The organism is Promicromonospora sp. Marseille-Q5078 (assembly GCF_050315395.1).
GTDB lineage: Bacteria > Actinomycetota > Actinomycetes > Actinomycetales > Cellulomonadaceae > Isoptericola.
Genome location: NZ_JBNPQG010000001.1, coordinates 4,292,309 through 4,304,266 on the forward strand (window position 1 = coordinate 4,292,309; position 11,958 = coordinate 4,304,266).

Annotated in this window: 11 protein-coding genes; 6 read left to right on the top strand and 5 right to left on the bottom strand. The window is 74.5% G+C overall.

What is annotated here, in order from left to right; all coding sequences use genetic code 11:
* Nucleotides 1-22: 22 nt before the first annotated feature.
* Nucleotides 23-1,627, bottom strand: a complete 1,605-nt coding sequence (locus ACQFYA_RS19720) for an MFS transporter (RefSeq protein ID WP_499126987.1) — start codon at nucleotides 1,625-1,627, stop codon at nucleotides 23-25.
* Between the two features lie 128 nt (nucleotides 1,628-1,755).
* Between ACQFYA_RS19720 and rlmC the strand changes: the two genes are divergently transcribed.
* Nucleotides 1,756-3,012, top strand: a complete 1,257-nt coding sequence (gene rlmC / locus ACQFYA_RS19725) for a 23S rRNA (uracil(747)-C(5))-methyltransferase RlmC (RefSeq protein WP_499126989.1) — start codon at nucleotides 1,756-1,758, stop codon at nucleotides 3,010-3,012.
* A gap of 194 nt (nucleotides 3,013-3,206) precedes the next feature.
* Entirely contained in the window at nucleotides 3,207-4,793 is a 1,587-nt protein-coding gene (locus ACQFYA_RS19730; protein ID WP_499126991.1) for a M20/M25/M40 family metallo-hydrolase, read from the top strand.
* A 97-nt stretch (nucleotides 4,794-4,890) separates the two neighbouring features.
* On the opposite strand, the gene ACQFYA_RS19735 is transcribed toward ACQFYA_RS19730, so the two are convergent.
* The gene (locus ACQFYA_RS19735) at nucleotides 4,891-6,360 is read right to left on the bottom strand and encodes a zf-HC2 domain-containing protein (protein ID WP_499126992.1); all 1,470 of its coding nucleotides are present in this window, start codon (nucleotides 6,358-6,360) and stop codon (nucleotides 4,891-4,893) included.
* Between the two features lie 312 nt (nucleotides 6,361-6,672).
* Between ACQFYA_RS19735 and ACQFYA_RS19740 the strand changes: the two genes are divergently transcribed.
* On the top strand, nucleotides 6,673-7,314 hold the full coding sequence (locus ACQFYA_RS19740; RefSeq protein ID WP_499126994.1) for an HAD family hydrolase: 642 nt from the start codon (nucleotides 6,673-6,675) through the stop codon (nucleotides 7,312-7,314).
* Nucleotides 7,315-7,378: 64 nt separating this feature from the next.
* On the opposite strand, the gene ocd is transcribed toward ACQFYA_RS19740, so the two are convergent.
* The gene (gene ocd / locus ACQFYA_RS19745; protein WP_499126995.1) at nucleotides 7,379-8,560 is read right to left on the bottom strand and encodes an ornithine cyclodeaminase; all 1,182 of its coding nucleotides are present in this window, start codon (nucleotides 8,558-8,560) and stop codon (nucleotides 7,379-7,381) included.
* Nucleotides 8,557-9,486, bottom strand: a complete 930-nt coding sequence (ddaH, locus tag ACQFYA_RS19750) for a dimethylargininase (protein ID WP_499126997.1) — start codon at nucleotides 9,484-9,486, stop codon at nucleotides 8,557-8,559. The genes ocd and ddaH overlap by 4 nt, the downstream gene beginning before the upstream one ends.
* Nucleotides 9,487-9,611: 125 nt before the next feature.
* Here ddaH and ACQFYA_RS19755 point away from each other — a divergent pair, with 125 nt between their 5' ends.
* Both ACQFYA_RS19755 and ACQFYA_RS19760 read left to right on the top strand, forming a co-directional pair.
* A complete protein-coding gene (locus tag ACQFYA_RS19755; RefSeq protein ID WP_499126999.1) occupies nucleotides 9,612-10,079 on the top strand; it encodes an Lrp/AsnC family transcriptional regulator in 468 nt (155 codons plus the stop codon).
* Nucleotide 10,080: 1 nt separating this feature from the next.
* A complete protein-coding gene (locus ACQFYA_RS19760) occupies nucleotides 10,081-11,058 on the top strand; it encodes a serine/threonine-protein kinase (protein ID WP_499127001.1) in 978 nt (325 codons plus the stop codon).
* A gap of 3 nt (nucleotides 11,059-11,061) precedes the next feature.
* On the opposite strand, the gene ACQFYA_RS19765 is transcribed toward ACQFYA_RS19760, so the two are convergent.
* Complete coding sequence (locus ACQFYA_RS19765) at nucleotides 11,062-11,430, bottom strand: DoxX family protein (RefSeq protein WP_430582328.1); 369 nt, start codon at nucleotides 11,428-11,430, stop codon at nucleotides 11,062-11,064.
* A gap of 133 nt (nucleotides 11,431-11,563) precedes the next feature.
* On the opposite strand from ACQFYA_RS19765, the gene ACQFYA_RS19770 reads away from it, so the two are divergent.
* Nucleotides 11,564-11,935: a winged helix-turn-helix transcriptional regulator gene (locus ACQFYA_RS19770; protein ID WP_430582329.1), complete on the top strand. Its 372-nt coding sequence runs from the start codon at nucleotides 11,564-11,566 to the stop codon at nucleotides 11,933-11,935.
* Nucleotides 11,936-11,958: the final 23 nt, after the last annotated feature.

Here is an 11,958-nt window from a genome sequence, read left to right on the forward strand (position 1 = left end):
GGTTCCTCGATTCCTCTCGTGCTCAGCTCTGGGTCTCGTCGCCGCCCGCGAGGGCCGCGGGCCGGCCGTCGAGCGTCAGCGGCCCGTCGACGAGGCGGCCCGCCTTGCGGTCCCGGTTCGCCTTGGCGAAGAACAGCGTGCTGATGACGGCGAACACGGCGAGGAAGCCCGCGATGATGAACATCGTCCCGTTGAAAGAGCTCAGGAAGACCTCGGACGCCTGGTCGATCACCTTCTGCACGAGGGCCGGGTCGTAGTCGGACAGGTCCCCGCCGGAGACGTACTGCTGGATCATGCCGGTGTACTGGCCCTGCTGCGCGGGCTCCACGTTGGCGTCGGCGAACGCCTCCGCGATCCCTCGCCCGTACTGCCCGAACAGGAACGTCGAGGACAGGGCCGTGCCCAGCGCGAAGCTGGTCTGGCCGATCGCGGTCTTCGACGACGCCATCGCGCCGGTCAGGGCCGGCGGCGGCTTGGCCACGAAGAACTGACCCATCGTGGTCTCGTTGAGCATGCGGGCGAAGCCACCCACGATCATCGGGATCGCGAAGAAGATGTAGGGCGACGTCGTCGTCGAGAAGCCGAACAGCACCATGGTCCCGATGAGCAGCACGTGACCGACGATCAGGTTGAGCGACGCCGGGATGCCGCGGGACAGCAGCCGGCCGGCGATCACCGCGCCGACCACCATCGCGAGGCTCATCGGCAGCTGGCCCAGGCTCACCTGCAGCGGCGTGTACTGGTACACGTACTGCCACAGCATGGACAGCTGGATCATCACCACGGCCTGCCACATGTTGAACGAGAAGCCGACCGCGACGGAGCCCGCGAGCTCCGGGTCCTTGAACAGCTTGACCGGGAACGCCGGGGCGGCGATGCGCCCCTCCCACCAGATGAAGAGGGCCATGAACACCAGGCCGACGATCACCGGCACGAGCACCTGGGTGGAGCCCCAGCCGTAGCTGGCGGCGTTCGACAGCCCGTAGATGAGCCCGATGAGGGAGACGGCGATCGAGCCGAGGCCGACGTAGTCGAACGCACCGACGCTGTCGGCCTTGGCCTCCGGCAGCCCGCGCAGGCACATGAGCAGGGCGAGCACCGCGACGATCGGCATGGCGAGGTAGCCGAACCGCCAGCCGAAGCCGGCCATCCACCCGGCGACGACGCCGAGCACCAGCGCGGCCGCCGTCTGGCCGGCGAGCCAGAACGCGACGGCCTTGGGGATCTGGTTCGGCAGCACCTCGCGCAGCAGGGCGAAGCTCAGCCCGAAGGACGCCGCGATGCCGACGCCGGTGACGGCGCGCCCCAGGATGAAGACCGCCGTCGTGGGGGCGATCGCCGTGATGACGCCGCCCGCGATCGCGACGACCAGCCCGGCCAGCATCACCCGGCGGCGGCCCAGCCGGTCGCCCAGCGCCCCCGTCGTGAGGATGAACGCCGCCAGCGACAGGGTGCCGACGCTGGCCGCGAACGCCCGCGACGAGCTCGACATGTCGAGGTCCACGCTCGCCCCGACGATGGCGATGTTGTTCGCGGTCGGGTCGACCACCTGGAGACAGGACGCGGCGGTCAGCGCCACCAGCGCCGCCGTCGTGCCCTTCGTGTGCCCTGCGACCTGCGTCGTCATGCCCCGGCCTCCCCGTACGACGTGATCTCTTCCGGCCCGAGCACAACTTATGGTCGGCCGTCCGGGAGCGCATCAGGAGCCCTCGAGCCCTTCCCGCGGCCCGCCCCGGCTCGGGGGAGAATGGGCGGGTGCAGTGCCCCCACTTCGACGCCGGCCGCTGCCACTCGTGCACCCTGCTGGCCACGCCGCACCCCACGCAGGTGCGCGAGAAGCAGGAGCACGTGGCCGCCCTCCTCGCCGACGCCCGCATCGCCTGGCTGCCGCCGGCGACCGGCCCCGAGGCAGGGTTCCGCAACAAGGCCAAGATGGTGGTCGGCGGCACGGTCGAGGAGCCGGTGCTGGGCATCCTCGGCTCGTCGGCCGGGCCGTACGCCGGCCAGGGCGTCGACCTCACCGACTGCGGGCTGTACCCGCCGGCGCTGCAGGACGCGTTCCCCGCCCTGGCGGGGCTGATCACCCGCGCGCGGCTCCAGCCGTACGACGCGACGTCGCCCTCCCGCGGGTCCCGGCGCCGCGAGACGCCGCGCGAGTCGGCCTGGCGGGGCGAGCTCAAGCACGTGCTCGTGACGCTGTCGGCCGACGGCGAGCTCATGGTCCGGTTCGTGCTGCGCAGCCAGGAGCCCGTGGCGCGGATCCGCAAGCACCTGCCGTGGCTGCTCGCCGCGCTGCCGCAGGTCGCGGTGGTGAGCGTCAACGTGCAGCCCGCGCACGCGGCCGTCCTGGAGGGCGACCAGGAGATCGTCCTCACCGACCGGCAGACGCTGCCGATGCGCGTGCCCCTCGGAGGCGAGGGCATCACGCTGCACCTGCGCCCGCAGAGCTTCTTCCAGACCAACACCGCCGTCGCCACCGCCCTGTACGCGCAGGCCCGGGAGTGGGTGGACGAGGTCGCTCCCGCGTCCCTGTGGGACCTGTACTGCGGCGTCGGCGGGTTCGCGCTGCACTGCGCCGCGCCCGGCCGCGCCGTCACCGGCATCGAGATCTCCGTGGAGGCCGTCGCGAGCGCCACCACGACGCGCGACGAGCTCGCCGACCTGCCCGCGGACGCCGTCGTCGGCGGGCACGACGCGGCATGGTGGGCCGACGCCGTGGCCGACGTCCGCTTCGCCGCGGGCGACGCCACCGCGTTCGCGCGCGACGGCGTCGCCCCCGAGCTGGTCGTCGTCAACCCGCCCCGGCGCGGCATCGGCCCGGACCTGGCGCGCCGGCTCGAGGAGTCCGGGACCGGGCACGTGCTCTACTCCAGCTGCAACGCGGTGACGCTCGCCGAGGACCTGGCGCGCATGCCGTCGCTGCGGCCCCGCCGCGCGCGGCTCCTCGACATGTTTCCGCAGACCAGCCACTACGAGGTCCTCGTCCTGTTGGAGCGTTCCGTCGCTGGTTGAGCTTGTCGACACCCGGTCCGTGGTCTCGACGAGCTCGACCGACGGAGAGGTTTCGACAAGCTCGATCAGCGACGCCCGGGGTTTCCTGGAAGCCCACTGAGGCCTACGCTCACGCCAACCGCACTCCGCAGCGTCGCGTCGTGTGTCGTGGGCCCGACCCGGGCCCCGCGGGGTCACCCATCAGGAGGTCGACCGTGAGAACGACGATGTTCCCCACGGCCGTCGCGACAGCCGCCCTCAGCGGGCTGGTCCTCGCGGCGTCCCTCACCCCCACCGCGACGGCGTCGCCGTCGGTCGCCGCGGGCCGGCACGACCCCGGCACCCACGTCCCGGGGCCGGACCTGTCCAAGAAGGTCACCGGAGAGCGTGTCTTCCGGCACCTGGAGGAGCTGCAGGAGATCGCGGACGAGAACGGCGGCAACCGGGCTGCCGGCACCGAGGGCTACGAGGAGTCGGCGCAGTACGTGGAGAAGGTGCTGCACAAAGCCGGGTACCAGACCGAGCGGCAGTACTTCCCCGTCGTCCTGTTCGACGTGCAGGACCTCGCCGTCGAGGTCCCCGGGGTCGACTTCGACCCGATCGCCATGACCTACTCGACGTCCACCCCCGACGACGGCGTCACGGCCGGGCTGGTCCGGCCCGCGATCGTGGACGGCTGCCCGGCGAGCACCGACCCGGCGGCCCCGCACGACGACTCCTGGGCGGGCGTGGACGCCACCGGGAAGATCGCGCTCGTGCAGCGCGGCTCGTGCACGTTCGGGGCGAAGGCGCTCGCCGCCGGCGAGGCCGGCGCCGCGGGCGTCATCATCTACAACAACGCCCCCGGTGCGCTCAACGGGACGCTCGGCGGGCGCAACGAGGGCTACGCCCCCGCCGTCGGCGTCGACGCCGCGGAGGGCGCCGCGATCCTCGCGGCGTTCCAGGCGGACCCGTCGCTGCAGGTGACGTTCGACCTCCAGGCCACGACCACGGACGCGGAGTCGTTCAACGTCCTCGCCGAGACCCGGCGCGGGCGGGACGACAACGTCGTGATGCTGGGTGCGCACCTCGACGGCGTCGAGGAGGGCCCGGGCATCAACGACAACGGCACCGGCTCGGCGGCGATCCTCGAGACCGCCGTGCAGCTCGCGAAGACCAAGGCGATCAACAACACCGTCCGCTTCGCGTGGTGGGGCGCCGAGGAGCTCAGCCTCGTCGGGTCGAACTACTACGTCGCGGACCTCGTGGCCCACGACCCCGAGGAGCTCGACGACATCGCCACCTACCTGAACTTCGACATGGTGGGCTCGCCCAACTACACGATCGGCGTGTACGACGCGGACGAGTCGACGTTCCCGGCGCCGGTCCCCGTGCCGGACGGGTCCGCGGCCGCCGAGGCGGTGTTCACGGACTACTTCGACGGCATCGAGCAGCCGTGGGTGGACACCGAGTTCTCGGGACGCTCCGACTACCAGGCGTTCATCAACAACGGCGTCCCGGCCTCCGGCCTGTTCACCGGGGCCGACGGCATCAAGACCGTCGAGCAGCAGGCGGTCTTCGGCGGCGTGGCCGGGGAGCAGCTCGACCAGAACTACCACTCCCCCGGCGACGACCTGTCGAACGTGAGCCCTGAGGCGCTGGACATCATGTCCCGCGCCATCGGGCATGCGGCGCAGCAGCTCGCCTGGAGCACCGAGGCGATCAACGGCGTCGAGCCGGGTCGACCCGGGCACGGCCACGGTCACGGCGGTGGTCACGGCCACGGCCACGACCGCGGGGCGCACGGCTTCGACGTGCGCTGACCCGCAGCACGCCGGCACGACCGGGCCCGGTCCCCACGGGGGGCGGGCCCGGTCGTGCCGCATCAGGCCAGGTCAGGCCCGCCCGGGAAAGGCCCGGTCAGCAGGTCTTCAGCCAGCCCGGCCAGATGTTGGTCCGCGTGAGGGTCACGCCGGGCTCCTCGACCGAGGGCGGCGCCTCGACGACGACGCTCACGGTGGCCTTCCTGTAGCGGTTCGAGGCGACGTACCAGCCGTCGTCGCACTCGCGCGCCCGGATCCAGCTGTTGCCCGCCGTCACGCCGAGGACCTCCGCGTCCGGGTCGTCCGCCGTCACCTCGAAGACGCCGCGCAGCCCGGGGACGTCCACCGTGACGGTGCTCTGCACGGGCTCGGTCGGCGTGGGCGTCGGGGTCGGCGACGGCTCCGAGGGCGACGGCGACGGCGATCGGGTCGGCGACGGGCTGCCCGACGACGTGGGGCGGGGGGTCGCCGACGGCGACGTCGGCCGCGGCGAGGACGGCGAGGACGGGTCGGGGGACACGGTGGTGCCGGGGTCCGGCGTCGTGGTGCCCGGCTCCTGCGTCGTGGGCTCCGGCGTCGAGGGGTCCGGCGACGCCGGGTCCGGCGTCGTCGGGTCGCCGCCGTCGGAGGGCGCCGGGGTCGACGGGGCGGGAGTCCCGGTGGGCTGCCCCTCCGAGGGGTCGGGCGACGGCGACGCCGCAGGGCTGGTGGTCTCGCTCGGCCCCGGCTCCGACGGCGCCTCGGGCGGCGTCGCGTCCCCCGGCGCCGGTGCCGCGGCGGACGAGGTGGGCGCCGGCGCGGGCGGCGCGGCCACCGGGCCGCCGCCACTGCCGCCCAGCGCCACCGCGGCGGCCGCCACGGCGACGCCCGCGACGGTGCCCGCGCCGATCAGCCAGCCCTTGCCGAGCTGACCGGCCTGGAGCGCCAGCGCGCGGACCCACTCCCCGGCGGCGAGGAGCGCCGCCCCGACCGGACCCCACCAGCCGAGCGCGCCCGCGCCCGCCGTGCCGGCGCCGAGGGCGCCCATCAGCACCGGGGCCGCGCCGCCCGCGACCGTGCCGGCGAGCAGCAGCGGCCCGGCGTCGCGCACCGCCCAGCCGGCCTCGCGCACGTCGATGAAGGCGCGCATGCAGCCCCGGCAGCCGAAGAGGTGCGCCTCGAGCGCGGTGCGGCGCGGCGGCGACAGCCGGTGACGCACGTACGAGTGCAGGGACTGCCGCGTGTCGAGGCACCCCGGCGGGCACGCGCGGGCGTGCGCGGCCGCGAACGCGGCGGCCAGCCGCTCCTCCGCCTGGCGCAGGCGGCGCAGCACGCCCCGGGCGTGCATGCCCAGGTCGGTGGCGATCGCGGCGAGCTCGCGCCCCAGCACGTGCCGGTCCCACAGCAGCCGCTGGTCGTCGTGGGGCAGGGTGGCGAGGACGGTGCGCAGCACCTCCGGGTCCGCCGTCCCCGCGGCGCCCGGCCCGTCGTCGCGCCCGTCCGCCGCGGCGGCGGCACGCATCCGCTTGATCGCGTCGTCGACGGGCCCGCGGCGCGCGGGCGCGTCGCCGTCGTGGATCGCGGTCACGCGACGCCCCCGTCCCTGCTGAGTACCTGCCGATGTCCGAGCCGATGCCCGAGCCGATGCCCGAGCCGATCGACCAGCCGAGGCGGGCCGATTCGGGGCGCGCGTCACGTGCACGCCAGGGGCCATGATCGCAGCGCCCCGCGGGGCGGACGCAAATCCCCAGGCCTTCGAGGGGGCCGTCGGGCCGCCCCGGCGGGTGGCGCGGCGTCCCCGTCTCTGGAGTCTCGAGCAGCCTGGCGGCCCCTGCCCGGGCCGGTCTCGGGTGGCGGGACGGTCGTGACGCCCACGCGGCGGCCGGGAAGGCTGCGGCAGGTGAAGACGCACATCCTCTTCGACCACGACGGCGTGCTGGTGGACACCGAGCCCTGGTACTACCGGGCCGGGGAGCGGGCCCTGGCGGACGTCGGCTTCACCCAGGACAGGGACCAGTACCTCCGGGACATGCACCACGGGCAGGCCACCTGGGCCCAGGCGCGGCGGGCAGGCGTCGACGAGGGCACCATCGACCGGCAGCGCGAGGTCCGGGACCGCTACTACCAGGAGTACCTGCGGACGGAGGCGATCGAGATCGACGGCGTCCTCGAGGCCCTGGCCGAGCTCTCGCAGCACGTCCGGATGGCCGTCGTGACCACCGCCAGGCGGGCGGACGTCGAGCTCATCCACGAGAAGCGCCGCATCCTGCCGTTCATGGACTTCGTCCTCGCGCGCGAGGACTACGACCACGCCAAGCCGCACCCGGAGCCGTACCTGACCGGCCTGCGGACCTTCGGGGCCGCCCGGGAGGAGACCCTGGTGGTCGAGGACTCGTCCCGCGGCCTCGCCTCGGCGGTCGCGGCGGGGATCGACTGCGCCGTCGTCCACCACGACTTCACGAGCTCGCAGGACTTCTCGCTCGCCGCCCACCGGATCGACGCCCTCGCCGAGCTGACGGAGATCGTCCTCGACGGGTCGTGACGGGGCACAGGACGGGAGCGGTCGCGCCACGGCGGCTCCCCTTAGAGGGGGCCGCCGGGCGGGGTCAGCGGTGCGCGAGCGCCTCGACGTGGCCGCGGCCGGCCAGCCCCATGAGCCGGTCCAGGGCGTGCCGGGCGTCGGCGCGGTCGGCGTCCTCCGCGGCGACGACCAGGGAGAACAGGTCCTTCGGCTCGTCGGGCTCGGCGACGAGGTCGAGGTGCTGCAGGAGGTCCGCGGGCACGTCGTCGCGCACGAACCGCAGCGTGGCCCAGTCCTCGACCGCGAACCCGACCGAGTCGAAGACGGTCACGGTCGTGTCGTCGGGCGTGCGCCGGTCCCCCGCGTGCCGGGCGAACTCCTCCCCCGGCCCGGCGGCGGCGGGCGCCCCGCGGCGTCCGGCGCGACGCCCGGCCACGACCTCCCACAGCTCGGTGACGACGAGGTCCGGCGTCTGCTGGATCTCGCCCTCCGCGCGCGTCTGCGGCTCGTACTCGACGAACACCTCGGCCTCGCGCAGGATCGCGGGGTCCAGCTCCGTCTTGCCGGGGCAGTCGCCGCCGATCGCGTTGACGTGCAGCCCCGGGTGGGCCAGGCCGACCATCTCGTGCGTGAGGACCGTCGCGTTGCTCTTGTCCGCGGTGCACGTCGTGACGACGTCGGCGCCGGTCACCGCGTCCGCCGCGCTCGTCGCCTCGTGCACCTCGAAGCCGAGGGCGCGCGCGTTCCGTGCGAGCTTGGCCTGCGCGCCCGGGTCGGTGTCCCAGACGCGCAGGTGCGTGATGCCGAGCGCGGCCCGCATGCCCAGCGCCTGGAACTCCGACTGCGACCCCGCGCCGAGGAGCGCGAGGGTCCGCGAGCCGGCGCGCGCCAGGTACCGGGCCGCCAGGGCGGACGTCGCCGCCGTCCGCAGGGCGGTGAGCAGCGTCATCTCGGCGAGGAAGGTGGGGTAGCCGTTGTGCACGTCGGCGAGGACGCCGAACGCGGTGACGGTCTGGAAGCCGCGAGCAGGGTTGCGCGGGTGCCCGTTGACGAACTTGAAGCCGTACGTGGCGTCGTCGGCGGCGGGCATGAGCTCGATGACGCCGTCGCGCGAGTGGGTCGCGATCCGGGGCCGCTTGTCGAGGTCGGGCCAGCGGGCGAAGTCGACGGCGAGGGCGTCGACGAGGCGGCCGATGACGGCCTCCGGGCCGCGGTGCGCCACCCAGCGTGCCGTGGACGCGACGTCGAGGAACGGGACGGTGGTCATGCGCGGGCCTCCTCGGCCGGGGCGGTCGTGACGGTGACGGGTGCGGGGCGGAGCTCGAGGGTGCAGCACTTCACCGAGCCGCCGCCCTTGAGCAGCTCGGACAGGTCGACGCCCACGGGCTCGAAGCCGCGCTCGCGCAGGCGGGCGTGCATCCCGGTGGCCCGGTCGGTGAGGAACACGTGGCGGCCGTCGGAGACGGCGTTGAGGCCGAGCACGGCGGCGTCCTCGGGGGTCGCGAGGATCGCGTCCGGGTAGCGCTCGGCGAGCACGGCCCGCGACGCGGGGCTGAACGCCTCCGGCAGGTAGGCGACCGTGGCGGGCGAGGTGCCGGCGTCGAGCACCGCCAGCGCGGTGTCGAGGTGGTAGTAGCGCGGGTCGACCAGCTCGAGGGTCACGACCTCCACGCCGAGCAGCGCGGCGACCTCGGCGTGCGCGGCGCGGGAGGTGCGGAAGCCCGTGCCGGCCAGCATGACGTCGCCCGCGAGCAGCAGGTCGCCCTCGCCCTCGTTCTGCTCCGCCGCCTGGCCGAGGCTGGTGACGCCCTCGCGCCCGTCGGCGAGCCACCGCTCGTAGGCCGGGCCCTCCGGCCGCCGCTCCGGGTAGGTGAACCGCGCCGCCAGGGCGCGCCCGCCGACCACCACGCCGCCGTTGGCCGCGTACACCATGTCGGGCAGGCCCGGCACGGGGTCGATGACCTCGACGCGGTGCCCGTGGGCCTCGTACGTGGCCCGCAGCAGCTCCCACTGCGCGAGGGCGCGGCCGGCGTCGACGGGGACGCCGAGGTCCATCCAGGGGTTGATCTCATAGACCACGTCGAAGTACGTGGGCGGGCACATGAGGAAGTGGCGCGAGGTCGCCGTGCGTTCGCCCCGCGCGGGCTGGGGAACCGTGGCCGACGTCGTCGTCGGCGTGGTGAGGGCCGTCATAGCTCGGACGCTAGGGGCCTGGACGTTGCGCACGACGCGCGATCCGTTGCGCGTTCCGGGCCCAGACCTGGCGGATCGTGCGCGTCGGTTGAAGAATCCGAGCATGGACACGTCAGGGGCATGAGATGGACGCCGTGAACCGCAGGATCGTCGGGCACCTGCTGCGCGACGGGCGCGCGACCTACGCCGACATCGGCGCCGAGGTGGGCCTGTCCGCGCCTGCGGTGAAGCGGCGCGTGGACGTCATGCTCGCGCGCGGGGAGATCACCGGGTTCACCGTCCGGGTGGCACCCGAGGAGCTCGGCTGGGGCGTCGAGGCGTACGTCGAGCTGTTCTGCCGCGGCAACGTCTCACCCGCCACCCTGCGCCGCGACCTCGCCACGATCCCCGAGATCGTGCGGGTCGACACCGTCACCGGCGAGGCCGACGCGATGGTGCAGATCATGGCCGGCGGCATGGGCGACGTGGAGCGCACGGTGGAGGCGATCCGCGGCAGCGCGCGGGTGGACAAGACGCGCACGTCGCTGGTCATGACGCGCGTGATCGACCGCCCCGCGCGGTCGGCAGGGTCGGCGCCGCAGGACGGCGCGTGACGTGCGCCGGGGACGCCGCGCCCTCGCGCTCGCCGTCGTCGTCGCGCTCGCCCTGTCGGCCGTGCTCGTCACGGTGCTGGCCGCCTGCACCGGCCCCGCGCCCGACGCGTCCGACGCGTCCGGGCCCCTCCCGGCCGACGTCGCGCCGGCCCTGACCGCCGCGCTGCGCCAGGACCGCACGCAGTACGCCGACCGCACGGCCGCGCTGCGGGTGGTCAACGGGTCGGGCCGCACGGTGACGCTGCTCGGCGGCACCCTGGACGCCCCCGGCTTCGAGCCGAGCACCCCGGACGGCGACCCGCGCGCCCGCACGCTCGCGCCGGGGGCGGGCCGCGACGTGCGGCTGCGGCTCGGGGAGGTCGACTGCGACGCCGACGCCCCGGAGCCGCTCACCGGCGCGGCGGCGCAGACGACGCCGGTCGCGACCGCGACCGTCCGCCTCGCGCCGGGTGCGTGGACGGCGGAGCCGGACGACCCGCCGCCCGACGCCGACGCCGGGACCGCCGTCCAGGTGGACGTCACCGACCCGCTCGGCCGCCTCGCCGCCGTGCACGCGGAGGCGTGCGCCGAGCGCCTCGTCGCGTCCGGGGTCACGCTCCGCGTCACGGGCGTCGAGGCCGCCACGGTCCGCACCGCGGACGGTGCGGCGCCCGGCGGTCGGGTGACCCTCGCCGTCGACCCCGTGCCCGGCGGCCCGGCGGTGCGCCTCGTCGAGGTCGCCGGCACCACCCTGCTCACCCCCGCCGCCGGCGACGCGTGGACGGGCGACGACCTCGCCGGCCAGGCCGACGGCCAGGTCGTGCTCGACCTCGTGCCGGCGCGCTGCGACCCGCACGTGGTGGCCGAGGACAAGCGCGGCACGTTCCTGCCCGTGCACGCCGAGGTCGACGGCGCCCCGCAGCCCGTCGTCTACGTCCCGATGACCGACGAGCAGCGCGCCGCGACCTACGACCTCGTGCGCGACGCCTGCGGCTGGTAGGGGTCAGCCGACCCAGACCGTGGCGAGCCAGGCCGCGGCCGCGGCCAGCACCACCAGGACGAGGTTGAGCCCGATGACGTTCTTCTCGCCGCGGGAGAGGTGCAGCGCGGTGGCCCCGACCTGCAGCACGCCGAACCCGGCCGCCGCGACGAGCGCGAGCCACGGGGCGACGCCGGTGAGCGGGGGCAGCACGAGGCCGATCGCCCCGAGGATCTCGAGCGTCCCGATCGCCCGGACGGCAGGCATCGGGATCGTGTCGACCCAGCCCATCATCGGCCGCAGCTGTTCCTTGCCCTGCAGCACCTTCTTGCCGCCCGCGTACCCGTAGAAGACGGCGAGCAGCGCGGCGACGATCCAGTAGGCGACGGTCATGGTGTTCTCCGACTCTCGGGCGCCGGACGACGGCGCGGCGCAATGGTGACGTCTTGTGCGTAGCCGCATCATCCGTGACCATCGGAGGGCCTACAAAAGGCACACCGGTGTTCGTGACGCACAGGAGACGGTCATGTCGCACTACGAGGACACGTGCAGGATCCGCGGCGACCAGGGCCAGGCGATCCGCGGGATCCTCGACCGGGTGGCCGACAAGTGGACGCTCCTGGTCGTGACGACGCTCGACGACGAGCGCCTGCGCTTCACCGACCTCCAGCGGCGCATCCCCGGCATCTCCCAGCGCATGCTCACCCTCACCCTGCGGCACCTCGAGCGGGACGGCCTCGTCACACGGACCGCCTACGCCGAGGTGCCGCCGCGCGTCGAGTACGAGCTCACCGAGGTCGGGGCGACGCTCATCGGCCCCGCGCTCGCGCTCGCCGACTGGGCCATCGCGAACAACCCCGCGATCGAGGCGAACCGCGAGACCTTCGACGCCCGCTGAGCCGGCCGGCGTCACGCCCTCGG

What these genes read in the sequence shown, in the direction of transcription:
- ACQFYA_RS19720 (WP_499126987.1), bottom strand. Translation starts at nt 1,627, where the DNA reads ATGACGACGCAGGTCGCAGGGCACACGAAGGGCACGACGGCGGCGCTG.
- ocd (WP_499126995.1), bottom strand. Translation starts at nt 8,560, where the DNA reads ATGACCACCGTCCCGTTCCTCGACGTCGCGTCCACGGCACGCTGGGTG.
- ddaH (WP_499126997.1), bottom strand. Translation starts at nt 9,486, where the DNA reads ATGACGGCCCTCACCACGCCGACGACGACGTCGGCCACGGTTCCCCAG.
- ACQFYA_RS19755 (WP_499126999.1), top strand. Translation starts at nt 9,612, where the DNA reads ATGGACGCCGTGAACCGCAGGATCGTCGGGCACCTGCTGCGCGACGGG.
- ACQFYA_RS19765 (WP_430582328.1), bottom strand. Translation starts at nt 11,430, where the DNA reads ATGACCGTCGCCTACTGGATCGTCGCCGCGCTGCTCGCCGTCTTCTAC.
- ACQFYA_RS19770 (WP_430582329.1), top strand. Translation starts at nt 11,564, where the DNA reads ATGTCGCACTACGAGGACACGTGCAGGATCCGCGGCGACCAGGGCCAG.